At 71.5% G+C, this 23,878-nt stretch carries 18 protein-coding genes; 5 read left to right on the plus strand and 13 right to left on the minus strand.

Going from position 1 to position 23,878, the window contains the following annotated elements:
- Positions 1-63 precede the first annotated feature (63 nt).
- A complete protein-coding gene (locus JIX55_RS17965; protein ID WP_257564330.1) occupies positions 64-1,269 on the plus strand; it encodes an MFS transporter in 1,206 nt (401 codons plus the stop codon).
- Between the two features lie 41 nt (positions 1,270-1,310).
- On the opposite strand, the gene JIX55_RS17970 is transcribed toward JIX55_RS17965, so the two are convergent.
- From JIX55_RS17970 to hrcA, 10 genes are all read right to left on the minus strand, one after another.
- Positions 1,311-2,303, minus strand: a complete 993-nt coding sequence (locus JIX55_RS17970; protein ID WP_257564331.1) for an adenosine deaminase — start codon at positions 2,301-2,303, stop codon at positions 1,311-1,313.
- Between the two features lie 20 nt (positions 2,304-2,323).
- Positions 2,324-3,232, minus strand: coding sequence for a ribonuclease Z (locus JIX55_RS17975; protein ID WP_257564332.1), 909 nt, complete (start codon positions 3,230-3,232; stop codon positions 2,324-2,326).
- A 6-nt stretch (positions 3,233-3,238) separates the two neighbouring features.
- On the minus strand, positions 3,239-3,592 hold the full coding sequence (locus JIX55_RS17980) for an HIT domain-containing protein (RefSeq protein ID WP_257564333.1): 354 nt from the start codon (positions 3,590-3,592) through the stop codon (positions 3,239-3,241).
- A gap of 331 nt (positions 3,593-3,923) precedes the next feature.
- Complete coding sequence (locus JIX55_RS17985) at positions 3,924-7,154, minus strand: S41 family peptidase (protein ID WP_257564334.1); 3,231 nt, start codon at positions 7,152-7,154, stop codon at positions 3,924-3,926.
- Between the two features lie 66 nt (positions 7,155-7,220).
- Positions 7,221-7,823, minus strand: a complete 603-nt coding sequence (locus JIX55_RS17990) for a hypothetical protein (protein WP_443046443.1) — start codon at positions 7,821-7,823, stop codon at positions 7,221-7,223.
- A gap of 95 nt (positions 7,824-7,918) precedes the next feature.
- Positions 7,919-8,311 (minus strand): VOC family protein, encoded by a 393-nt coding sequence (locus tag JIX55_RS17995; protein WP_257564335.1) that lies wholly within the window; start codon positions 8,309-8,311, stop codon positions 7,919-7,921.
- A 47-nt stretch (positions 8,312-8,358) separates the two neighbouring features.
- Entirely contained in the window at positions 8,359-9,108 is a 750-nt protein-coding gene (locus tag JIX55_RS18000; protein WP_257564336.1) for a 16S rRNA (uracil(1498)-N(3))-methyltransferase, read from the minus strand.
- Positions 9,105-10,214, minus strand: a complete 1,110-nt coding sequence (locus JIX55_RS18005; RefSeq protein WP_257564337.1) for a nitronate monooxygenase — start codon at positions 10,212-10,214, stop codon at positions 9,105-9,107. The genes JIX55_RS18000 and JIX55_RS18005 overlap by 4 nt, the downstream gene beginning before the upstream one ends.
- A gap of 144 nt (positions 10,215-10,358) precedes the next feature.
- Positions 10,359-11,495 (minus strand): molecular chaperone DnaJ, encoded by a 1,137-nt coding sequence (dnaJ, locus tag JIX55_RS18010; protein ID WP_257564338.1) that lies wholly within the window; start codon positions 11,493-11,495, stop codon positions 10,359-10,361.
- Positions 11,496-12,512: a heat-inducible transcriptional repressor HrcA gene (gene hrcA, locus JIX55_RS18015; protein ID WP_257569368.1), complete on the minus strand. Its 1,017-nt coding sequence runs from the start codon at positions 12,510-12,512 to the stop codon at positions 11,496-11,498.
- Positions 12,513-12,860: 348 nt separating this feature from the next.
- Between hrcA and JIX55_RS18020 the strand changes: the two genes are divergently transcribed.
- Together JIX55_RS18020 and JIX55_RS18025 are read left to right on the plus strand one after the other, a co-directional pair.
- Entirely contained in the window at positions 12,861-13,649 is a 789-nt protein-coding gene (locus JIX55_RS18020) for an MBL fold metallo-hydrolase (RefSeq protein WP_257564339.1), read from the plus strand.
- Positions 13,650-13,734: 85 nt separating this feature from the next.
- The gene (locus tag JIX55_RS18025) at positions 13,735-14,544 is read left to right on the plus strand and encodes a DUF3097 domain-containing protein (protein WP_257564340.1); all 810 of its coding nucleotides are present in this window, start codon (positions 13,735-13,737) and stop codon (positions 14,542-14,544) included.
- On the opposite strand, the gene JIX55_RS18030 is transcribed toward JIX55_RS18025, so the two are convergent.
- The 3 genes from JIX55_RS18030 to JIX55_RS18040 form a co-directional block, all read right to left on the minus strand.
- Complete coding sequence (locus tag JIX55_RS18030) at positions 14,522-15,112, minus strand: Uma2 family endonuclease (RefSeq protein WP_257564341.1); 591 nt, start codon at positions 15,110-15,112, stop codon at positions 14,522-14,524. The two genes, JIX55_RS18025 and JIX55_RS18030, sit on opposite strands and share 23 nt — an antisense overlap.
- A gap of 104 nt (positions 15,113-15,216) precedes the next feature.
- Positions 15,217-16,449 (minus strand): radical SAM family heme chaperone HemW, encoded by a 1,233-nt coding sequence (gene hemW, locus JIX55_RS18035; protein ID WP_257564342.1) that lies wholly within the window; start codon positions 16,447-16,449, stop codon positions 15,217-15,219.
- A gap of 91 nt (positions 16,450-16,540) precedes the next feature.
- The gene (locus JIX55_RS18040; RefSeq protein ID WP_257569369.1) at positions 16,541-18,811 is read right to left on the minus strand and encodes an ATP-binding SpoIIE family protein phosphatase; all 2,271 of its coding nucleotides are present in this window, start codon (positions 18,809-18,811) and stop codon (positions 16,541-16,543) included.
- Positions 18,812-19,116: 305 nt separating this feature from the next.
- Here JIX55_RS18040 and JIX55_RS18045 point away from each other — a divergent pair, with 305 nt between their 5' ends.
- Both JIX55_RS18045 and JIX55_RS18050 read left to right on the plus strand, forming a co-directional pair.
- On the plus strand, positions 19,117-23,295 hold the full coding sequence (locus JIX55_RS18045; RefSeq protein ID WP_257564343.1) for a HAMP domain-containing protein: 4,179 nt from the start codon (positions 19,117-19,119) through the stop codon (positions 23,293-23,295).
- A complete protein-coding gene (locus tag JIX55_RS18050; RefSeq protein ID WP_257564344.1) occupies positions 23,292-23,858 on the plus strand; it encodes a response regulator in 567 nt (188 codons plus the stop codon). The genes JIX55_RS18045 and JIX55_RS18050 overlap by 4 nt, the downstream gene beginning before the upstream one ends.
- Positions 23,859-23,878 lie beyond the last annotated feature (20 nt).

Consider the following 23,878-nt stretch of genomic DNA (forward strand, 5'->3'; position numbering starts at 1 on the left):
CGTCGACAGCCAGCCGCCCAATCCCCTTTCTTGAGCCGCACCTTCGCACGTCCAGGAACGCCCGTGTCCCCCCGCACCACCACCCCGCCCTGGCCTCTCGTCGCCCTTTTCACGGCCGGGTATCTCGCCGCGTACCTCCTGCCCACCACCGTCGGCAGACTCGACGCGGCCCTCCCCCTCACCACCACCGAGGCCGGCGCCATCGGCAGTGCCCTGCTGCTCGGTTCGGCCACGGCGGGCTTCACGCTCGCCGCTCAGGTGGAACGCGTCGGCCCCCGCCGCCTGGCCCGCGCGGGCCTGCTGCTCGCCGCCGCCGGCTACGGCACCGCCGCACTCACCACGGCCCTGCCCGCAGTGGTCGCGGGCGCGGTCCTCGGCGGCTTCGGCTCCGGTACGGCGACCGCCGTGGCCGCGACCGGGATCGCCGCGCAGCGCGACCCCCACCGCGCGTCGACGCTCGGCCTCTTGAGCGTCTCGGCGCTGGCCGGCACGCTGTATCTGACGATCCCCCAGCTGGGCCCCGGCCACGGCCTCCCGCTCGCCGCCCTCGCCCTCACGGCCCTGCTCGCCCTCCCGGCGACCACCCGTCTCGCCGCCCCGGTGGTCACCACCCAGGTCACCCGGGAACGGGGGCCGCTCCCGCACCTCCGCCACGGTCTGACCCTCGCCGTCACGCTCCTCCTGTGGTCCCTGGCCCAGAACTCCCTCTGGGGCGTCAGCGGCCGTATCGGCACCACCCAGGCCGGACTCACCGAGGTGACGGTCGGCGCGGTCTTCGCGATGGCGCTCGGCGCGGGCCTGCTCGGGGTGATCGGGGCGAGTGCGCTGGGCGCCCGCTTCGGCCGCGCGCTCCCCATCGGCGCCGGCACCGCCCTCATCGCCGGGTGCATCGCGCTCAGCGCCAACGCGACCGACCTGCCGACCTTCGCGACGGGCGAGATCGCCTGGAACACGCTCTACCCGGTCGTCCTGTCGTACCTCATCGGCCTCGCCGCGTCCCTCGACCCGCGCGGCCGCTGGGCGGTCCTCATCGGCTCCGCGTCCTCGCTGGGCACGGCCGCCGGCCCCCTCGTCGGCAGCCTGCTCTCCGCCCACGCCGGCTACCCGGCGATGGGGGCGATCCTGGCCGTGGGCCTCCTCCTCATCACGGCCCCCATGACCTGGGTGGCCCTGCGCGCGACGACCCCCACGACGGAACACGCCCGCTACCAGGAGCGGGGCGAGGTCCGGGCGACAGCCGAGCAGCCGCAGTACGGCCCGGCGGCCTGAGACCCAAGGCCCATCGCCTCTCGCCCATCACCCCTCGTCCCTCACCCGAACTCGTACGCGTCCACCTCGGCGAGATACCGGGCCCGCCGCTCCTCGTCGTGCTCCAGGAAGGAGGCCGTGAAGGAGTTGCGGGCCAGTTCGCGCAGCCTGTCCTCGCCGAGGCCCAGCGTCTGCCGTACGGCGTCGAAGTTGTCACCTGCGTACCCGCCGAAGTACGCGGGGTCGTCGGAGTTGACCGTGCACAGCAGGCCCGCGTCGAGCATGGCGGGCAGGGGGTGGGCGGCGAGGGTGTCGACGGTCCGCAGCCGGACGTTCGACAGCGGACACAGCGTCAGCGGGATCCGCTCGCGCACCAGCCGCTCGACGAGGGCCGGGTCCTCCATGCACCGGAGCCCGTGGTCGACGCGCTCGACGCCGAGGACGTCGAGGGCCTCGGTGATGTACTCCGGCGGCCCCTCCTCCCCCGCGTGCGCCACGCGCCGCAGCCCGAGCGCGGCGGCCGCCTCGTACACCTCACGGAACTTGACCGGCGGATGCCCGACCTCGGCGGAGTCCAGCCCGATCCCGACGATCCGGTCGAGATACGGCTTCGCGGCCTCCAGGGTGTCGAGGGCCGACGCGGCGGACTCGTCCCGCAGGAAGCAGAGGATCAGCTGGGTGGAGACACCGTGCGTCTCCTCGCTCCTGCCCAGCGCCCGCCACAGCCCCTCGACGACCGTCCCCATCCCCACGCCCCGCGCGATATGGGCCTGCGGGTCGAAGAAGATCTCCGCGTGCCGTACGCCCTGGGCGGCGGCGCGGGCGAGATAGGCGTCGGCGAGGTCCGCGAAGTCCTGCTCGGTGCGGAGGACGGCCATCAGCTCGTAGTACAGGTTCAGAAAGGACTGGAGGTCCTCGAACTCGTACGCCTTGCGGAGCTCGTCCGTGTCCGCGTACGGCAGCGAGACCCCGTTCCTGGCGGCCAGCGCGAAGGCCAGCTCCGGCTCCAGGGTTCCTTCGATGTGCAGGTGCAGTTCAGCCTTGGGGAGGGACATCAAAGCATCGTACGGCCGCTCTACCGACGTTTTGGAAGCGCCACCCTCAACAGGTCGTGCGCCACGGTCAGCTCCCCCTCGAACCCGGCGGCCCGCGCCTGCCGCTCGAACTCCTCCGGCTCGGAGTACCGCTGGCTGAAGTGGGTGAGCACGAGATGCCGTACGCCGCAGTCACGGGCGACCGAGGCGGCCTGACCGGCCGTCAAATGACCGTGGTCGACGGCGAGTTCGATGTCCTCGTTCAGGAACGTGGACTCGATGACGAGCATGTCGGCCGCGTCGGCGAGGGCGTAGACCCCGTCGCACAACCGCGTGTCCATGACGAAGGCGAACCGCTGGCCGCGCCGCACCTCGCTCACGTCGTCGAGCGAGACGTCGCCCAGGGCACCCTCCCGCTGAATGCGCCCGATGTCCGGCCCCTTGATCCCGCGTTCGGCGAGCCGCTCGGGCAGCATGCGGCGCCCGTCGGGCTCGACGAGCCGGTACCCGTACGACTCGACGGGGTGAGAGAGCTTGCGCGCGTCGAGCGTGTACGAGGGGGTGAGGGCCAGCGCCCCGCCCTCCCCCTCGACCGGGTTCTCGACGATCCGGACCGTCTCCCGGTACGCGGTGGCGTACCGCAGCCGGTCGAAGAACCGCTGCCCGGAGCGCGGGTAGTGGGCGGTGACGTCATGGGGCACACGATCGAGATTGATCCGCTGGATGACGCCGGCGAGGCCCAGCGAATGATCCCCATGGAAGTGGGTGACACATATGCGGTTCAGGTCGTGCGCGGCGACCCCGGCGCGCAGCATCTGCCGCTGGGTGCCCTCTCCCGGGTCGAAGAGCAGCCCCTCCCCGTCCCAGCGGAGCAGATAGCCGTTGTGGTTGCGGTGCCGGGTCGGGACCTGGCTGGCGGTGCCGAGGACCACCAATTCACGTACGGACACGGGCCGTTAACCGGGAGGCCACTGCAGGCCGCGGCCGCCGACGACATGGGCGTGCGCGTGGAAGACGGTCTGGCCGGCGCCGGTGCCGGTGTTGAAGACGACCCGGTAGCTCTCCAGCTTGTCCTCGTCCGCGACGGCCTGCGTCTCGCGGAGGACGTCCGCTGCGAGTTCCGGGGCGGCTGCGGCGAGCGTCGCGGCGTCCGCGTAGTGCGCTTTCGGGATGACCAGGACGTGGGTCGGTGCCTGCGGGTTGATGTCCCTGAACGCGACGGTGGTCTCCGTCTCCCTCACGATCGTCGCCGGTACATGTCCCGCCACGATCTTGCAGAACAAACAGTCGTCCTGCGGCTCCCCAGCCATACGTTGCCTCCCAGCCACCGGTGTGATCGCCTACCGGGGCATCGTATCCAGGCGACTCCGCCCCCGCCGCCCTTACCCGTCCCATCCCCCAGGGGCTACGCCCCTTCGACCCCCGAGGGGTGCGATTTCGGGTGCGGGTGGGTGGGGGCTTGTCGCGCCCACGCGGCGGAGCCGCATATCGGCACAGCCCCGCGCCCCTGAAAGACACGGCCCCTGCGGGCCGAAAAGCACGGGGCGCAGCCCCTGCTTTTCAGGGGCGCGGGGAACTGCGCGAGCAACCACACACCACCCGCACCCGCCAACGCACAGGCACCCCCGAGCTCCCCCGCGCCTACGACCCCGGCAGCGCCGGTGCCGCCTTCGCCGGGGTTTCCTCAAGCCCCGCCAGAGCGATCCGGATCGCCTCGTCCAACTGCGGATCCCGCCCCGCCGCGTAGTCCTGCGGCGCCTGCACGACCTCGACGTCCGGATCGACCCCGTGGTTCTCGACGCCCCACCCGTACCCCTCCAGCCAGAAGGCGTACTTCGGCTGAGTCACCAGCGTCCCGTCGACCAGCCGGTACCGGCTGTCGATCCCGACGACGCCTCCCCACGTCCGCGTGCCGACCACCGGCCCGATCCCCAGCGCCTTGATCGCCGCGTTGACGATGTCCCCGTCGGACCCGGAGAACTCGTTGGCGACGGCGACGACGGGCCCCCGAGGCGCGTCGTCCGGATAACTGGACGGCCGCATGCCGCGCGGCAGGTCCCACCCGACGATGCGCCGGGCGAGCTTCTCCACGACGAGCTGCGAGGTGTGACCGCCCCGGTTCTCCCGGACGTCCACGACGAGGCCCTCCCGGGCGACCTCGATCCGCAGGTCGCGGTGGAGCTGCGCCCAGCCGGAGCCGACCATGTCGGGCACATGGAGGTACCCGAGCCGCCCGCCGGACTTCTCGTGGACGTAGGCCCGCCGGTCGGCCACCCACGCGTGGTACCGCAGGGGCTCCTCGTCGGAGATGGGCACCACGACGGGGTGCCGGAGGTCCCCGCCGCCGGACGGCAGGACGGTCAGCTCGACCGCCTTGCCCGCCGTACCGACGAGCAGCGGCCCGGGCCCGGCCACCGGATCGACCGGCTGCCCGCCCACGGCGATGATCGCGTCCCCGGCCCGGACGGCCACACCGGGCGCGGCGAGCGGCGCGTGCGCGTCCGGGTCGGAGGTCTCGGACGGCAGCACCCGGTCGATCCGCCACAGCGCCGATCCCTGCGGGCCGTCCTCGTGCCGGGAGATGTCCGCCCCGAGCAGCCCCTGCCGCCGGTCGCCGGAACCGCCCCGGCCGCGCGGGGTGACGTACGCGTGGGAGGTGCCCAGCTCGCCCTGTACCTCCCAGAGGAGGTCCACCAGGTCGTCGTGGGTGGCGAGCCGGTCGAGGACCGGGCGGTACCTGTCCAGGACGCCTGACCAGTCCACGCCGCCCAGATCCGGGCGCCAGAAGTTGTCCCGCATGAGGCGGCCGGTCTCGTCGTACATCTGGCGCCACTCGGCGGCCGGGTCGACGGTCTGGCGTACGCGCGAGAGGTCGACGGTGATGTTGGTGTCGCTCTCGTCGTCGTTCGAGGCGCGCCGGTCGCTGGGGACGACCTTGAGCTTGCCGTCGGTCCAGAGCAGGACACGCTTGCCGTCGCCGCTGACGGCGAAGTGGTCGGCGTCGGAGGCGAGGTATTCGAGGCGCCGCTGGGCGAGGTCGTACCGCTCCAGGGAGGTCTTCGGGTCGGGGTCGTCGGGCGTGGCCCGGGAGTGGCCGAGGACGCCGGTGACCGGGTGGCGCAGCCACAGCACTCCGTCCTTGGCGGCGCGGAGCGTCGAGTAGCGGGCGGCCTCGACCGGGAAGGGGACGATGCGGTCGGCGAGCCCTTCGAGGTCGATACGGGTCGCGGGGGCGCCCTCGCTGTCCGGGGTCTCCTCCTTGTCGGGCGCCTCGAACGGCCGGCCGTGGCGCTGCGGCCCGAACGGGGACGGCGTGGTCGCGGCGAGCGTGATGAGGTGCGGGCGGGCGCCGCTGACGAAGTGGAGGTCGAAGACGTGTTCGTCGTAGACCGGGTCGAAGGCGCGCGCGGAGAGGAAGGCGAGGTGCTTGCCGTCCAGCGTGAACGTCGGTGAGGAGTCCTGGAAGCGGAGCGGGGTCGCCTCGGTGACGGACAGGTCGGCGGTGTTGGCGAGCTTGAGCTGGCGCAGGGAGCCCGGGCCGGGGTGCGACCAGGCGAGCCAGGCCGAGTCGGGCGAGAAGACCAGCCCGGTCACCTCGCCGTCCTCGCTCCGGTCCACCTCGCGGACCTCTCCCGTCTCCCGCTCGACGAGCAGCACCCGGCCGTCGTGCGTGGCGACGGCGACCCGGCTGCCGTCGGGTGCCACGGCGAGCCCGAGAACCCGGCCCAGCTGCCCGGCGGCGAGCCGGCGCGGGGTCGCGCCGGGGCCGACACCGGTCGACGGGGCGAACTCCAGCGCGTCGTCGCCTTCCGCGTCCGTCACCCACACCACCCACTCCTCGCCCTCCACGCGGAAGGTGCGCGGCAGCCGGGCGCGTACGCCGGGCTCGGCGGCGAGCGCCCGGGCGGGGCCGGAGCGGTGGGTGATCCAGTGGACGGACCCGCGCACGGAGACCGCGCTGCCCCGGGCGGTGTGGTCGGGCGAGGCGGAACCGAACCAGCGGGAGGCGTTCACCGGGAACGGCTGGAGGTCGACGCGCTGTCCGCCCAGCCGGATGTCGAGCCTGCGCGGCTCGGCGCCGTCCAGGTCGTCGAGCAGCCACAGTTCGCCGACGGAGGAGTACACGACCCGCGTGCCGTCGGTGGCCGCGTGCCGGGCGTAGAAGCCTCCCCCACCGGGCGTGTGGCGCCTGAGGTCCGACCCGTCGGCGAAGGACGAGTACAGCGCCCCGACCCCCTCGTGGTCGGACAGGAACGCGATCCGGTCACCGACCCACAGCGGGTATTCGATGTTCCCGTCCAACTCGGCGTGCAGCCGGACGAATTCCCCGGCGCCCTCACCACTCCCGTCGGCGCGATCGATCCACAGCTTGCCCGCCGTGCCGCCGCGGTACCGCTTCCACCAGGCGGCCTCGCGGCCCATCGGCGCGGACAGCAGCACGGTGGCGGGGCCGTGGGCGACATCGCCGACCGGCCCGTACGGGAGGGTGGTGGCCGGGCCGCCGTCGAGCGGGACCGCCCGGGCCCAGCTGCGCCGGAGGCTGGCCTGGCCGTGGGTGCTGAGCGCGAGGACCTGGCCGTCGGGGGTCCAGCCGCGCACCTGGGTCCGCCAACTGCCCCAGTGGGTGAGACGTTTGGCGGGGCCGCCGTCGATGGGCGCGACATGCACCTCGGGCGCGCCGTCCCGTGTGGAGGTCCACGCGACGGTGGTGCCGTCCGGGGAGATACGCGGATGGTTCACGGGCACGTTGTCCGCGCTGACCCGCCAGGCGCGGCCGCCGTCGAGAGGAGCGACCCACACGTCGTCCTCGGCGGTGAAGGCGATCAAGTCGCCGTACAGATGCGGATACCGGAGATACGCGAGCTGAGTCACCCGGTCACTGTAAGCAGCGTTCGGCCTGATTGGGAGGGGTTTGGATCATGTCCCTCGCGCGGAGCCTCACTTGCCCTCGGGCCAGCACTGCGGGTCCTTCTGGCACCAGATGGTCTGTGTGACGGTGACCGTCACGGTCGGTCCGGGCCGGTCCGGCTGGTCGGGGTCGGGCAACCCGGCGCTCGGAGTCGGGTCGGGGGCGTCGCAGTTGCCCAGCACGTCGACATGGAACCACTCCTTGCCGTCGACCTTCGCGGTCAGGTCGCCGCGGACGCACTTGCCGTCGACCTCTTTCGTCACCTTGCCGGTGAGGGTGATGTCCCGGCCTTCCTTGTCCTCGCCCGTGCAGTCGACGTTCGCGACGGTGTTGACGGAGGAGGACGGCGACCGGGACTTCTTGTCGTCGCCGCCGTTGTTCCCGTCGCCGCCGTTGTTCCCGTCGCCGTCGCTGTCGTACGACGCCGTGCAGGTGAGCCACTGGACGTCGACGCCCTGCCGCTCCAGCTCCTTGGTGCCCATCTGGTCCGTCGTGTACGCGACCGCGCCGGTGTTGAGCCCGCCGCCCTCGCAGGCCACGAGGCCCATGACCGCGCCGACTCCGAGCCCGGCTCCCAGCAGGAGCCGACGCCCGCCTGTCCGGTACGCCCTGATACGCCTCCACGCCCCCATGCACGGCAGCCTGCCACCGCCCGCCGCGCCACGGAAGACCGCATGCGGCCATGCTGCCGGGAAGGGTGAATCGGTGATGCGGAGGCAGAAGGACCTCAGCCGCGCAGCAGCAGCCATTCCTGCAGCTCGACCAAGTTCCCCTCGGGGTCCTTCAGATGGGCCACGCGCATACGGTCGGTCAGGGGTGCGGGCCCGTGGACGAGCCGCGCGCCGCGTGCGGTGATCTGCTCGCAGTACGCGTCGAGGTCGTCGACACGCAGCACGACCAGCGACCGGTGCCCGTTCGCCGTGTCGGCCAGCTCCCCGAGCACCTGGGCCATCGTCGCCCGGTCCTGCAGGGCGATGCCTGCGGACCCGACCGCCGGGCTGAACTTCTCGTACGGCCCCTCGGCCGCCCCGGACTGCGGCTTCAGTCCGAGCACGTCGGCGTAGAAGCGGTAGCAGGCGGCGAAGTCGGAGACCAGCAGCCTTACCTGTGCGAGTTCCACGTTGCTCCCAGGGGTTCCGGGGACGGCCGGTCGGGATCGAGGGCCGGTCAGGACCAGCGTCCGGTCCGGCCCAGCAGCAGCGCCCCGGCCGCCGTCCCGGCGGTCGATGTACGCAGCACACTGGGCCCGAGTCGATACGCCCCCGCGCCCGCCTCGCCGAAGAGCGCCAGCTCCTCCGGCGACACTCCCCCTTCGGGCCCCACGACGAGCACGATCTCCCCGGCCGTCGGCAGCTCGGCCGTGGCCAGCGTCTCGTCGCCGCTCTCATGCAGTACGGCGGCGAAGTCGGCCTTCGCGAGGAGCGCCGCGACCTGCTTGCCGGTGGCCACGTCCGCGACCTCGGGGAACCGCACCCGGCGGGACTGCTTGCCCGCCTCCCGCGCGGTGGCCCGCCACTTGGCGAGGGCCTTCAGCCCCCGGTCGCCCCTCCACTGGGTGATGCAGCGCGAGGCGGCCCAGGGCACGATCGCGTCGACGCCGACCTCGGTCATGGTCTCGACGGCCAGTTCGCCCCGGTCGCCCTTGGGCAGCGCCTGGACGACGGTGATACGGGGCTGCGGCGGCACCTCCTCGTGCACGGTGTCCAGGTCCATGACCAGGAGCCGGTCCTTGCCCTCGGCGGCCTTGACGATCCCCTCCGCCCAGTGCCCGCGCCCGTCCGTGAGGACGACGTCCTCACCCGCCCTCAGCCGCTTCACGGAGACGGCGTGCCGACCCTCGGGGCCGTCGAGGAGGAACTCGCCGCCGCAGCCGTCCGGCAGGTCCAGCGAGTCGACCACGAACACGGGTGCGGTCATCGGCCCTCGCTCCCGATCTGGCCGCCGCCCTGGCTGCCGACCTGCGCGGAGGCCTGCTCGGCCTGCGCGGCGGCGACCTCGGCGGCCAGTACCTCGACCAGCTTCCCGGCCGGCAGCTCCCGGGCCATCCGGTGCCCCTGCCCGGCCCACAGGGCCATGCCCTGCGCGTCCCCGGCCTTGGCGGCGGCCTTGCGCAGCGGCGAGGTGAGGTGGTGGACCTCGGGGTAGGCGACGGGCGCGTAGGGGCCGTGCTCGCGCAGGAACCGGTTGACCAGGCCGCGTGCCGGGCGCCCGGAGAAGGCGCGGGTCAGCTCCGTACGGACGAAGAGGGGGTTGGTCAGCGCCTGCTTGTGCACGGCGTGGGCGCCGGACTCGGTGGTGGCGAGGAACGCCGTGCCGAGCTGGGCCGCGCTCACGCCCGCCGTGAGGAGGGCGGCGATCTGGCCGCCGCGCATGATGCCGCCGGCCGCGACCATCGGCAGGGCCACGGCCTCTCGGACCTGGGCGACCAGGGAGAGCAGGCCGATGCCGGCGCAGTCCCGCTCGGGGTCGTCCCGGTGGGTGCCCTGGTGGCCGCCCGCCTCGACGCCCTGCACGATCACGGCGTGGGCCCCCGACCGCTCCACGGCCTGCGCCTCCTCCGCCGAGGTCGCGGTGACCAGGGTGAGCGTGCCCTTGCGGGCGAGGGACTCGATGACCTCGGGGGTCGGGCAGCCGAAGTGGAACGACACCACCGGCACGGGGTTGTCGAGCAGCACCGCGAGCTTGGCCTCGTAGCCGTCGTCGCGTCCGCTGTCGGGGTCGCCCAGCTCGGCCTCGTACCAGGTGGCCTCACCGGCCAGCTGCTCCGCGTACACCTCGACGGCGGCGGGCTCGGCGTACTCCGGTTGCGGCATGAAGAGATTCACGCCGAAGGGGCGCGAGGTCAGCGCCCGCAGCGCCTTGATCTCCTGATACATCCCGTCGGCCGTCTTGTACCCGGCGGCGAGAAACCCCAGCCCACCCGCCTCGGACACGGCAGCGGCCAACTGCGGCACGGACACGCCGCCCGCCATCGGGGCCTGCACGATCGGAAGCGGAAAAAGATCGGTCAGCGCGGAGGACATGACGGCATGTTGTCACGTCCTCCGAACATCGCCGAATCCCCCCGGGGGTGAGCTGCTCGACCGCGGCCCGGCGGGGGCTGTTCGCGCCCACGCGGCGGAGCCGCCCATGTGGCACAGCCCCGCGCCCCTGAAAACGAACAACGGTCAGCGCCCGTTGAAGGCATCCTTCAGCCGAGAGAACAATCCCTGCTGCCCCGGCTGGAACTGCCCCGTCGGCCGCTCCTCACCCCGCAACACGGCCAGCTGCCGCAGCAACCCCTCCTGCTCGGGATCGAGCTTCGACGGCGTCTGGACCTCGACATGCACGATCAGATCCCCACGCCCGCCACCCCGCAGGTGAGTCACACCCCGCCCGTGCAGCGGAATCGACTGCCCGGACTGGGTCCCGGGCCGGATGTCGACCTCCTCCAGACCGTCCAGCGTCTCCAGCGGCACCTTGGTGCCGAGCGCCGCCGCGGTCATCGGGAGCGTCACCGTGCAGTGCAGATCGTCGCCGCGCCGCTGGAACATCGGGTGCGGCAGCTCGTGGATCTCGACGTAGAGGTCACCGGCGGGTCCACCACCGGGCCCGACCTCGCCCTCACCGGCCAGCTGAATCCGCGTGCCGTTGTCGACACCGGCCGGAATCTTGACCGTCAGCGTCCGCCGCGACCGCACCCGCCCGTCGCCCGCGCACTCGGGGCACGGGTTCGGGACGATCGTGCCGAAGCCCTGGCACTGCGGACAGGGCCGGGAGGTCATGACCTGACCCAGGAAGGACCGCGTGACCTGCGAGACCTCACCACGGCCCCGGCACATGTCACAGGTCTGGGCGGTCGTACCCGGCGCCGCGCCCTCACCACTGCAGGTGGTGCAGACGATGGCCGTGTCGACCTGGATGTCCTTCGTCGTGCCGAAGGCCGCCTCGTCGAGGTCGATCTCCAGCCGGATCATCGCGTCCTGGCCCCGGCGCGTACGCGACCGCGGACCCCGCTGGGACGCCGTACCGAAGAAGGCGTCCATGATGTCCGAGAAGTTCCCGAAGCCGCCCGCGCCGAAGCCGCCCGCGCCTTGGCCGCCCGCCTGGGACAGGGGGTCGCCGCCGAGGTCGTAGACCTGCTTCTTCTGCGGGTCCGAGAGCACCTCGTAGGCGGCGTTGATCTCCTTGAACCGCTCCTGGGTCTTCGGATCGGGATTGACGTCCGGGTGCAGCTCGCGCGCGAGCCTCCGGAACGCCTTCTTGATCTCGTCCTGAGACGCGTCGCGGCGCACGCCGAGCACGGCGTAATAGTCCGTGGCCACTTAAGACTCCGCCAGGATCTGTCCGACGTACCGTGCCACCGCTCGTACCGCTCCCATCGTTCCCGGATAGTCCATGCGCGTAGGTCCGACCACGCCCAGTTTCGCTACTGCCTCGCCGCCCGAACCGTAACCGACGGAGACGACGGACGTGGAGTTGAGTCCCTCATACGCGTTCTCATGACCGATGCGTACGGTCATGCCCGAATCTCCCGCCTCGCCAAGCAACTTGAGGAGGACGACCTGCTCCTCCAAGGCTTCCAGAACGGGCCGGATGGTGAGGGGGAAGTCATGTCCGAAGCGGGTGAGATTGGCGGTACCGCCGATCATCAGCCGCTCCTCGCTCTCCTCGACGAGTGCCTCCAGCAGGGTGGAGAGCACCGTCGTGACCGTGCCCCGGTCCTCGACGTCGAACGCCTCGGGCAGGTCCTCGACCAGCCTCGGCACGTCGGTGAACCGGCGGCCCGAGACCTTGCTGTTGAGCCGGGCGCGCAGATCCGCGAGTGACGTTTCTCCGAACGGCGCCGGGCAGTCGACCAGCCGCTGCTCCACCCGTCCCGTGTCCGTGATCAGCACGAGCATCAGCCGGGCGGGGGCCAGCGACAGCAGCTCCACATGCCGCACCGTCGACCGCGTGAGCGACGGATACTGCACGACGGCCACCTGCCGGGTGAGCTGCGCGAGCAGCCGTACGGTCCTGGCCACCACGTCGTCGAGATCGACGGCGCCGTCCAGGAAGTTCTGGATGGCGCGCCGCTCGGGCGGGGTCATGGGCTTGACGCCGGCCAGCTTGTCGACGAAGAGCCGGTACCCCTTGTCGGTGGGGATGCGGCCCGCGCTGGTGTGGGGCTGGGCGATGAAGCCCTCGTCCTCCAGCGCCGCCATGTCGTTGCGGACGGTCGCCGGGGAGACACCGAGGTTGTGCCGCTCCGTGAGCGCCTTGGAACCGACCGGCTCCTCGGTGCCCACGTAGTCCTGGACGATGGCGCGCAGCACCTGGAGCCTGCGTTCACTGAGCATCGCGCACACCTCCAGTTCGCTCTCCCGTGGCTCCCCCTTGGCACTCACCCCGGGCGAGTGCCAACACTCCCCGCCCAGTGTACGGCGGTGGGGTACGCCCCCGGCAAGGCCGGTCCAGCCACATCGTGGCGACGTGTACCGACCTGTCCGGCGATGTCGGACCGCTTTCTACTGACGGGTACGCGACGACGGCCGCCCCCGACGGGGGTTCCGACCCAGGTCCGACCGGGCTCCGGCCGACGAGCGCATCGGGGTCTCGGTACCCTCCGGCCGGGCGGAGGCCGCCCCGGACCTTCCTCGACGACCTCCCTCGCCCGGTGTGTGGGGAGCTACGGCTAGCGTCGGCGCATGACGGTGACTTGGGAAGAGTTCGGGTGGCAGGGATTGACGCCCCGGGTCGGACGGTGCCGCCTTCCCGGCTGGGACTGCACGGTCGGGCTGGTGGTCGGGGACGGTGCGGCCCTCATGATCGACGCGGGTTCGAGCCTGCGGGAGGGCGCGCGGTTGCGCGCCGAGGCGCGCCGACTGCTCGGCGGTGCCCGTGTGACACATCTCGCGTTCACGCACCCCCATTTCGACCATGTCTTCGGAGCGGCCGCGTTCGCGGGGGTCGAGGTCTTCGGCGCGGTGGGCGTCGACGGCGTCCTGACCGACTCCCGCGACGCCCTCCGCGCGGACGCCGTCCACCACGGCCTCCCCCCGACGGACGCCGCCGAGGCCGCCGACCTCCTCGTACGCCCCCGCCACCGCGTCTCCGGCGAGTGGACACTCGACCTGGGCGGCGGCATCCAGGTACTGCTGGCGAACGTGGGCCCGGGCCACACGGGCCACGACCTCGCGGTCCTGGTGCCGGGGGCTCCGGGGACTGTGGGTTCTACGGGGGCTACGGGGGCTACGGGCTCGGCAGGGGTCGCGGGCTTTCCTGAGGTCGTCTTCTGCGGGGATCTGGTCGAGGAGTCCGGCGAGCCCCAGGCGGGCCCCGACGCCGTGCCCTCCCGCTGGCCGGCCGCGCTCGACCGTCTCCTGGACCTGGGTGGCGAGGACGCGCTGTACGTCCCCGGGCACGGGGCGGTGGTGGACGCGGCGTTCGTACGGGCCCAACGCGACGCGCTGGCCCGCCGCTTCGACGTGTCGTGATCGGTCGCAGCCGACTTCGCGGCTCTCGGCGTGTCGTGCTGAGCACGGCGGGATTCCCGGGCCGGCTTCTCCTATCGTCATCCGAATGCGCCAGTACTCACCCGACCTGACCCCTCCCTGGAAGAAGCCCGTGCCGGCCCCCGAAGTCCCGGCCGACCCCGGCCTGGTCGTCGAGGAACCCACCACCGGCTTCTGCGGCGCGGTCATCCGCTGCGAGGCGGGCACGGTGACACTGGAGGACCGCTTCGGCAAGCACCGCGTGTTCCCGCTGGAACCCCGTGGCTTCCTCCTGGAGGGCCGGGTGGTGACCCTGGTCCGCCCCTCGTCGGCTCCCTCCCGCCCCACCCGCACGGCCTCCGGCTCGGTGGCCGTCCCCGGCGCCCGCGCCCGTGTGGCCCGCGCCGGCCGCATCTACGTCGAGGGCCGCCACGACGCCGAACTCGTCGAGAAGGTCTGGGGCGACGACCTGCGCATCGAGGGCGTGGTCGTGGAGTACCTGGAGGGCGTCGACGACCTCCCCGCGATCGTCGCCGAGTTCGCCCCCGGCCCGGACGCCCGCCTGGGGATCCTGGTCGACCACCTGGTCCCGGGCAGCAAGGAGTCCCGTATCGCGGAGGCGGTGACGAGCGAGTACGCCCTCGTCGTCGGCCACCCGTACATCGACATCTGGGAGGCCGTGAAGCCGTCGTCCGTGGGCATCCCGGCCTGGCCCCGCGTGCCGCGCGGGCAGGACTGGAAGACGGGGGTGTGCCGGGCGCTGGGGTGGCCGGAGAACACGGGGGCGGCGTGGCAGGGGATTCTGGGGCGGGTGCGGTCCTACAAGGACCTGGAGCCGGCGCTGCTGGGGCGGGTGGAGGAGCTGATCGACTTCGTCACGGATAGCGGTGGGGCCTGACCTTCTCGTAGGCGGCGAACTCGCGGGTGTCCAGTTCGATGCCGATGGGCTCCAGCGGTGTGAGGTCGCCGAACTTGGTGATCCGCTGGCACCGGTAGTCCGCGTCCTCTCCATGACCCGTCGGTTCAGTGAGCAATACACACTGGGCCATGACAGGGTCGATGATGAAGTAGGCAGGTACCTTTGCCGCCGCGTAGATCGATCGCTTGACTCCGTAGTCGCGGTCCACACTCGTCTTGGAGACGACTTCCAGGAGCATGGTGATGACCTCGGACGGCATCAGCCTTCCTTGGCCAGGTCCAGTGCCGCGCTCAATCACCACAAGGTCCGGCTGCGGCTCGCTGGTCTCTTCGAGGATGGCGATGTCCTGGGTCTGGAGCCGCCGCCAGCGCTGACGGGGGATCTGGTCCACAACCGCTTCCAGGATGTCGTTGTGGGCCACGTCCGGCCCCGCCATCATCACAATTTCCCCCCGGAGGAGCTCGACCTTGAATCCTTCGGGAAACTCAAAGTTCTCGAAGAACTTCACGATGTCGGTGGTCATCGGTCGGTCGTCCACAGCGGTCATCTCCGCAGCCCTCCGGTTTCCGCCACCGTGCAATTACGGCGGCAGCCTACGAACCAGGTTAGGTACCGAACCGGCGTTCCGCACCGATTCACCCGCCGGAGTGATCAGTCCACCAGGTCCCGCACCACCGCGTCCGCCAGCAACCGCCCCCGCAGCGTGAGCACCGCGCGCCCCTCCTCGTACGGCCCCGCCTCCAGCAGCCCCTCGGCCAGCGCCCGACCCGCCGCCGCGAGCCCCTCCTCCCGCAGCAACGACAGCGGGCAGCCCTCCCGGAGCCTCAGCTCCAACAGGATGCGTTCGACCCGGCGGTCCTCCTCCGACAGCAGCTCGCGCCCGGCCCCCGGAGATCGCCCGGCGGCCAGTGCGCCCGCGTACGCGCCCGGGTGTTTCACGTTCCACCAGCGCACGCCGCCCACGTGGCTGTGGGCCCCCGGCCCCGCGCCCCACCAGTCCGCGCCGCGCCAGTACAGCTCGTTGTGGAGGCAGCGGCCGGCGTCGGAGGTGGCCCAGTTGGAGACCTCGTACCAGTCGAAGCCGGCCGCGATGAGCATCTCCTCGGCGATGAGGTAGCGGTCGGCGTGGACGTCGTCGTCCGTCATCGGGACCTCGCCCCGGCGGATACGCCGGGCGAGCTGCGTGCCCTCCTCGACGATCAACGCGTACGCCGAGACATGGTCGGGGCCGGCGCCGAGAGCGGCTTCCAGAGAGGCCCGCCAGTCGTCGTCGGACTCGCCGGGCGTGCCGTAGATCAGGTCGAGGTTGACGTGGTCGAACCCGGCCGCGCGGGCCTCCGCGACGCACGCCTCCGGGCGCCCCGGCGTGTGCGTACGGTCGAGCACCCGCAGCACGTGCTGCCTCGCGCTCTGCATGCCGAAGGAGACGCGGTTGAAGCCGCCCGCGCGGAGGGTCGCCAGGTAGGCGGGGTCCACGGATTCGGGGTTCGCCTCCGTCGTCACCTCGGCGTCGTCCGCGAGGCCGAACTCGTCGCGGATCGCCCCCAGCATCCGTACGAGGTCGTCGGCGGCCAGCAGCGTGGGCGTGCCGCCGCCCACGAAGACCGTACGGACGGTGCGCGGGTCGTCGCCGAGGGTCTTGCGGGCGAGGCGGATCTCGTCGACGACCGTGTCCGCGTAGTTGTCGCGGGAGGCGAGGACGCCGCCGGTGCCGCGCAGCTCGGTCGCGGTGTAGGTGTTGAAGTCGCAGTAGCCGCAGCGGGTCGCGCAGTACGGGACGTGCAGATAGAACCCGAGGGGACGCTCGGCCGCGCCGGCCAGGGCGTGCGCGGGCAGCGCCCCGTCATCGGGGACGGGCTCACCGTCGGGGAGTGCGGAAGGCATGCCCTCCATTGTCCAGCACCGGCCGACCCTTCCTGACGAGCGTCCGTGCGGCCTGTGGCGCCCGACCCACTCGTCCCTCGCCGGCGGCCCTCTACTCCGCCTGCAACACCAACAGCGCCAGATCGTCCTCCGGTGGCCGTTCCCCGAACTCGTGCACCAGCCGTCGGATCCGCTCGGCGATCAGCTGGGCGTCGAGCCCGGCGCAGCCGACGAGCGCGGTGGCGAGGCCGTCCCCGTCGTCGAACATGTGGGGGCCGTTGCGTCGCTCGGTGATTCCGTCGGTCACGCACAGCAGCGTGTCGCCGTGGCACAGCTCGAAGGTCTCGGCGACGTACTCGCTGTCCTCGATCACCCCGAGCAGCGTCTGCGGCTCGGCCACGGTCCGTACGTCGCCGTCGGGGCCCAGGAGCAGCGGCAGCGGATGCCCGGCGGAGGCAAGGGTGCAGCGGACGCCGCCGTCGACGGGGACGAGTTCGCCGTAGAGGAGGGAGAGGAAGCGGGTCTGCGGGCCGTCGGGGTCGACGAGGCCGGGGTCGCCCGCCGTGACCAGGGCGCGGGCGGCCGCGTCCGCCGCCTCGGTCGCGTCGTCGAGGAGGAGCTGGTTGAGGCGGTCGAGTACGTCGGCGACGCCGTACCCCTCGCGGGCGAGCAGTCGCAGCCAGGGCCGGGCGAGGCCGATGACCACCGCGGCCTCGGGGCCCTTGCCCTGGACGTCGCCGATCGCGAAGCACCAGCGGCCGCGGCCCGCCGGGAACAGGTCGTAGAAGTCGCCGCTGGGTCCGCCCTTGTCGCACGGCTCGTACACGAGCGCGCTGGACACCCCGGGGATCTCAGCGACCGCGCCCGGCAGCAGCCCTCGCTGCAGGACCCGGCTGATGGTGGCCTGACGTGCGTACTGCCGCGCCGCCCCGATGGACAGCGCGATCCGCCGGCTGAGGTCCTCGACCAGCCCGGTCACCTCGTCCGGGAACCGGAGCAGTCCGGCCCGGCCGATGACGAGGGTGCCGAGGGGCCGCCCGCCGGCGATCAGCCGGTAGGCGAGGGCCGCGCCGCCTTCGCCTCGCTCCACGGCCTCCCTTGCGCCCCGCTCCACCGGCCTGTCTTCGCCCCACCCTGCCGGCCTGTCTTCGTCATTCCCTGCCGGTCCTCCGTCGCCCTGCTGTGTCGGCCCTCCACCGCCCTGCTCTGTCGGCCTGGCTGCGCCCCTGTCTGCCGGCCTGTCGTCGCCTTGCCCTGCCGCCCCACCGTCGCTCTTCTCCTCGGGCGTCCCGCTCTTCGTGCCGATCCCCGAATCCGGTCCCGCCCCCACTTTCGCTCCCGCTCCCGGCCACGGCACAGGCACCGCCCGCGAGCGCACCGACTCGGGCAGCCTCGGTGGGTCCTTCTCCAGGGCCCGGCGCAGTTCCTCGATCCGGTTCTCGCTGCAGTGCCAGACGCGGGCGAGGCGTGGTGCCGGGCCGAGCGAACCGTCGCCGCCGCGCCAGCCCATCCCCTCGTCCTCCAGCCACACCGCACACCAGTCGGCCAGCCTCGGCACCAGGAGCTGCCCGGCGAGCGCGGCGACCAGATCCTCGTCCAGCTGCCCGGCGAGCAGATCGGACGCCTCGGCGAGAAAGGAGAGCGCGCCCCGGTTCAGCCACTCCCGGTCGCGCTCCCCACCGCGCCGTGGGACGGGGGCCACGAGGTCGACCGGTCCCGGGCCGTGGTCGCGGCCGACCTCACCGGTGTACGCCCGCGCACCTCCTTGTTCCCGCCTTTCCTCGGCACCGGCGTACGCCCGCGCGTCCCAGCCCTCGTCGCCCTCGCACGCCCCGGCTTCGCCCCCGTACACCCCGCCCGCCGCACTCCCGCCGTGGGCTCCGGCGTACGCCCCCACGCCCCCCTCATCAACGCCGTACGCCTCGATCGCGTCGTCCACCGCCATCGCCCCGTCGACCGACAGCCGGGCCCAGACGGTCTTCATGCCCGTCCGGTAGGTGACCCCCCAGGCCTCCGAGAGCGCGGCGACGAGGCGCAGCCCTCGGCCGTACTCCGCTGCCCCGTAAGGCCGTTCGGCGAGGTAGGGGCGTTCGGCGCCCTCGTCCCGTACCACCCGGGAGGGATGGTGGTCGGAGACCTCTACCACCAGCCAGCCGGCGGCGGTGGGGTCGTCGCGGCCGAACCGGCACAGCAGTTCGACGTCCGTGCCCGCGTGGACGACCGCGTTGGTGACCAGCTCGCTGACCACGACGAGTACGTCCTCGACGAGGCGGGCGGCGAGGGCGGCGGCGCCGGGCAGGTCGAGTTCGGCCCACTCCGTGAGCGCGGCGCCGACGAAGCGCCGGGCGGCTCCCGGCGCGAGCGGCCCCCCGGGAAGCGACACACGCGCCGTCGCACGCCGGTCGGCGCCCGCGTACACCCCCGCACCCGCACCCGCACCCGCGTACACGGGTGCGGCGTACAGCGACTCCGACCCGGCGCACGCGCCCTCCGCATCCCCCGCATACGAAGGCGCGCCCTCAGCGTGCGCCGGCGTATCAGGAGTACGGGACACGGTCTCCCGCTGAGTCGGAATGGCCCCCACTGAGCGGCTCCCCAGAGAAGTTCGGACGAATAGGCCTCAAGCGGCACGGACAGAGTGACAGACTGGCCACGCCCATAAGCGCCGAGTTACCGAAGTGGGCCACCATGAGTGAGAACAGCGCTACGCGCGTGCTCGAAGACGGTCAAAAAGACAGTCAAACGGACGTACTGATCCGGGCATCCGATCTGCGTGCGCTGACCGCGGCCATGACCGCCGCTCGCGACGGCAGCTTCACCAAGATCCCGGAGTCGGGCCCCGCGCCGGTGGCGGAGCTGTGCGCCCTCTTCAACCAGATCATCGACCGCAGCACGCACTTCGGTACCGAAGTGCAGCGCGTACGGCGGGAGTTGGTCCGACACGGCCGCCTCGACGAACGCCTTTCGGCCAGCCCGGGCCAGGGCGCCTGGGCGACCCGTGTCGACGACGTGAACCAGACCCTCGACGCCCTGGTCGCCCCCGCCGCGAACGCCACCCGCGTGCTGGACGCGGTGGCTGGCGGCGACCTGACCCAGCGCGTCGACCTGCACGACGGCAACCGCCAGCTCCGGGGCGACCTGCGGCGGTTGGGCCGTGCCGTGAACAAGATGGTCGACCAGCTGTCGCTGTTCACCGGCGAGGTGACCCGGGTCGCCCGCGAGGTCGGCACCGAGGGTCGCCTCGGCGGCCGCGCCAAGGTGCGTGGCCTGTCCGGGAGTTGGCGGGACGTGACGGAGGCGGTCAACACCATGGCCTCCCGGCTGACCGCGCAGGTACGCGACATCGCCCTGGTGACCACCGCGGTGGCACGCGGCGACCTCACCCGCACGGTGACCGTCGAGGCGACCGGCGAGCTGCTCGAACTGAAGCTCACCGTGAACACGATGGTCGACCAGCTCTCCGCCTTCGCCGACGAGGTCACCCGCGTCGCCCGCGAGGTCGGCACCGAGGGCCAGCTGGGAGGTCGCGCTCAGGTCCGGGGCGTATCCGGCGTGTGGAAGGACCTCACCGACAACGTCAACTTCATGGCGTCGAACCTGACGTCCCAGGTCCGCAACATCGCCCAGGTCACCACCGCCGTCGCCAACGGCGACCTCAGCCAGAAGATCACGGTCGACGCGCAGGGCGAGATCCTGGAGCTGAAGTCCACCATCAACACGATGGTCGACCAGCTCTCCGCCTTCGCCGACGAAGTCACACGCGTCGCCCGCGAGGTCGGCACCGAAGGCAACCTCGGCGGCCGGGCCCAGGTCAGAGGCGTGTCCGGCGTCTGGAAAGACCTCACCGACAACGTCAACTTCATGGCGGACAACCTGACTTCCCAGGTCAGGAACATCGCACTCGTCTCCACGGCCGTCGCCCAGGGCGACCTCGGCAAGAAGATCACCGTCGAGGCGAAGGGCGAGATCCTGGAGCTGAAATCGACCATCAACACGATGGTCGACCAGCTCTCCGCCTTCGCCGACGAAGTCACCCGCGTCGCCCGCGAGGTCGGCACCGAAGGCAACCTCGGCGGTCAGGCGCAGGTGCGGGGGGTGAGTGGCGTCTGGAAAGACCTCACCGACAACGTCAACTTCATGGCGCTGAACCTGACCTCGCAGGTCCGCAACATCGCCCAGGTGACGACGGCCGTCGCCAACGGAGACCTCTCCAAGAAGATCACCGTCGACGCCCGCGGCGAGATCCTCGAACTGAAGGACACCGTCAACACGATGGTGGAGCAGCTGCGGGCCTTCGCCGACGAGGTGACGAGGGTCGCCCGCGAGGTCGGCACCGACGGCCGGCTCGGCGGCCGGGCCCAGGTGCTGGGCGTGTCGGGTGTGTGGCGGGATCTGACCGACAATGTCAACTACATGGCGGACAACCTGACGTCGCAGGTCAGGAATATCGCCCAGGTGACCACGGCGGTGGCGAACGGCGACCTCTCCAAGAAGATCGACGTGGACGCGCGAGGCGAGATCCTCGAACTGAAGACCGCCATCAACACCATGGTCGACACCCTCTCCTCCTTCTCCTCCGAGGTCACCCGGGTCGCCCGCGAGGTCGGCTCCGAGGGCCAGCTCGGCGGTCAGGCCAGGGTCGAGGGGGTGTACGGCACCTGGAAGCGCCTGACGACGAACGTGAACGAGCTCGCGTCGAACCTGACCACCCAGGTCCGCGCGATCGCCGAGGTCGCCTCCGCCGTGGCCCAGGGCGACATGTCCCGCTCGATCACCGTGGAGACGCAGGGCGAGGTCGCCGAGCTGAAGGACAACATCAACCTGATGGTGGCCAACCTCCGCGAGACGACCCGCGCGAAGGACTGGCTGGAGTCCAACCTCGCCCGGCTCGCCGCCCTGATGCAGGGCCACCGCGATCTGATGGAGGTCGCCGACCTGATCCTGCGCGAGCTGACCCCGCTGGTGAACGCCCAGTACGGCGCCTTCTACCTGGCCGATCCCGACGAGGACGGCGCCGCGCTGCGCCCGGTGGCGCCCACCAAGGGGCTCGCCTTCATCGCGGGCTACGGCGCCGCGCAGGGCGCGACCGTGGAGACCGGGGGCCTGCCCGTGCACGGTCTCGTCGCGCAGGCGGCCCGCGAGAAGAAGCGGATCCTGGTGGAAGAGGCCCCGCCGGACTACATCAAGATCAACAGCGGGCTGGGCGAGGCCTCCCCGTCCAGCGTCGTCATCATCCCGATCCTCTTCGAGGACAAACTCCTCGGCGTGATCGAGCTTGCCTCGTTCTCGCGCTTCTCCGATGTCCACCTGGCGTTCTTCGACCAGTTCGTGAACACCATCGGCGTCGCCATCAACACGATCATCGCCAACTCCCGCACGGAGTCCCTCCTCGGCGAGTCCCAGCGCCTCGCCATGCAACTCCAGGAACGCTCGGACGAACTACAGAAGCAGCAGGCGGAGTTGCAGCGCTCGAACGCCGAACTGGAGGAGAAGGCGGCACTGTTGGCCACCTCGTCCCAGTACAAGTCGGAGTTCCTGGCGAACATGTCCCACGAACTCCGCACGCCACTGAATTCCCTCCTGATCCTGGCGCGACTGCTCTCCGACAACCCCGACGGCCATCTCACCGACCAGGAAGTGCAGTTCGCGACCACGATCCACCGATCCGGCTCCGACCTCCTCCAGCTGATCAACGACATCCTGGACCTCTCGAAGATCGAGGCCGGCCGGATGGACGTACGCCCGAAGCGTCTTCCGCTGATCAAGCTCCTGGACTACGTCCACGCCACGTTCCGCCCGCTCACCCTCGACCGGGGCCTGGCCTTCGAGGTCACGGTCGGCGAGAACGTACCGCGCGAGATGTACTCGGACGAGCAGCGCCTGCAGCAGATCCTCCGCAACCTCCTCTCCAACGCGATCAAGTTCACCGCGTCCGGCCGGGTCGAGCTGACCGTCAGCCGCGTCAAGGACCCCGACCACCGCTTCACCCGTGAGGACCACGACGAGGTGATCGCCTTCGCGGTCTCCGACACGGGCATAGGCATCGCGGCCGAGAAACTCCCGGTGATCTTCGAGGCGTTCCAGCAGGCCGACGGCACCACCAACCGCAAGTACGGCGGCACCGGCCTGGGTCTGTCCATCAGCCGTGAGATCGCCGGTCTGCTGGGCGGTCGCATCATCGCCGAGAGCGTCCCCGGCAAGGGCTCGACCTTCACGCTGTACGTCCCCGTCTTCAGCCCCGGCCACGGGGTGACGGGCCCCGCCGCCGAGGAACGCGGCAACCTCGTACCCGAGCAACTGACCGCCGAGCCGTATCCGGCCGTGCACGACAGCGACGACACCTGGCCCGCGCCCACCAAGCTGGAGGCGTGGAAGGTGGGACGCGCCGGTCAAGTCCTGCCCGGCCGCCGGGTGCTGATCGTGGACGACGACATACGCAACGTCTTCGCGCTCACCCATGTCCTGGGCCGCGTCGGCATGCCCGTCCTGTACGCGGAGAACGGGCGCGAGGGCATCGAGACCCTGGAGCGGAACCCGGACGTCGAACTCGTCCTGATGGACATCATGATGCCGGAGATGGACGGCTACGAGACGATCTCCGCCATCCGCCGCACCCCACGCTGGGCCGGCCTGCCCATCGTCGCCCTCACCGCCAAGGCGATGCCCGGCGACCGCGAGAAGTCCATCGCCCGCGGCGCCAACGACTACGTACCGAAGCCGGTGGACGTGGACCAGTTGCTCACGGTCGTCTGCGCGGTCCTGGACCCCGACGGCGCGGAGAGCCCGGCGGTCCCGGCAGGCACGACGGACACGGCAGGCCCCGCATCCGAGAAACGCACCGACGAGAACGAGGCACCTTCACCATGACCACTCAGGACCGGACCGACGGAAGCGCGGGCATCCTCCTCGTCGACGACATGGAGGACAACCTGATCGCCCTGGAGGCCGTCCTGGCATCCCTCAACGAGCCGCTCATACGCGCCCGTTCGGGCGAGGAGGCCATGAAGGCCCTCCTCCGGCGGCGCTTCGCCGTCGTCCTCCTGGACATCCGCATGCCCGGCATGGACGGCTTCGAGACCGCCGCCCACATCAAGCGCCTCGACCAGACCAAGGACGTCCCGATCATCTTCCTCACCGGCACCGACGCGGACGCGGGCTACGCCTTCCGCGGCTACGCCACAGGCGCGGCGGACTACTTGACCAAGCCCTTCGACCCCTGGGTGTTACGGGCGAAGGTGAGCGTCTTCCTGGAGCTGCACCGCAAGACCCGGCAACTGGAGGGCCTGTTGGCGCGGCAGCGGGTACACGCGGAGCGGATCAACTCCAGACTGGCCGCCTTGGAGAAGCAGCTGACCGAAGTGTCCCCGAACTTGACGGAGATCCGAATACAGATCCAAGATCTCCGAACCCTGGTGGCGGGGGATCGGTGATCTTTTCAGGGTCGCGGGAA

Source organism: Streptomyces sp. DSM 40750 (assembly GCF_024612035.1).
Classification (GTDB): Bacteria; Actinomycetota; Actinomycetes; order Streptomycetales; family Streptomycetaceae; genus Streptomyces.

Excerpts from the sequence above, each read along its gene's own strand:
- JIX55_RS17970 (WP_257564331.1), bottom strand. The coding sequence starts at position 2,303 with ATGTCCCTCCCCAAGGCTGAACTGCACCTGCACATCGAAGGAACCCTG.
- JIX55_RS17980 (WP_257564333.1), bottom strand. The coding sequence starts at position 3,592 with ATGGCTGGGGAGCCGCAGGACGACTGTTTGTTCTGCAAGATCGTGGCG.
- JIX55_RS17990 (WP_443046443.1), bottom strand. The coding sequence starts at position 7,823 with ATGGGGGCGTGGAGGCGTATCAGGGCGTACCGGACAGGCGGGCGTCGG.
- JIX55_RS18000 (WP_257564336.1), bottom strand. The coding sequence starts at position 9,108 with ATGACCGCACCCGTGTTCGTGGTCGACTCGCTGGACCTGCCGGACGGC.
- JIX55_RS18005 (WP_257564337.1), bottom strand. The coding sequence starts at position 10,214 with ATGTCCTCCGCGCTGACCGATCTTTTTCCGCTTCCGATCGTGCAGGCC.
- hrcA (WP_257569368.1), bottom strand. The coding sequence starts at position 12,512 with ATGCTCAGTGAACGCAGGCTCCAGGTGCTGCGCGCCATCGTCCAGGAC.
- JIX55_RS18020 (WP_257564339.1), top strand. The coding sequence starts at position 12,861 with ATGACGGTGACTTGGGAAGAGTTCGGGTGGCAGGGATTGACGCCCCGG.
- JIX55_RS18025 (WP_257564340.1), top strand. The coding sequence starts at position 13,735 with ATGCGCCAGTACTCACCCGACCTGACCCCTCCCTGGAAGAAGCCCGTG.
- JIX55_RS18030 (WP_257564341.1), bottom strand. The coding sequence starts at position 15,112 with ATGACCGCTGTGGACGACCGACCGATGACCACCGACATCGTGAAGTTC.
- hemW (WP_257564342.1), bottom strand. The coding sequence starts at position 16,449 with ATGCCTTCCGCACTCCCCGACGGTGAGCCCGTCCCCGATGACGGGGCG.
- JIX55_RS18045 (WP_257564343.1), top strand. The coding sequence starts at position 19,117 with ATGAGTGAGAACAGCGCTACGCGCGTGCTCGAAGACGGTCAAAAAGAC.
- JIX55_RS18050 (WP_257564344.1), top strand. The coding sequence starts at position 23,292 with ATGACCACTCAGGACCGGACCGACGGAAGCGCGGGCATCCTCCTCGTC.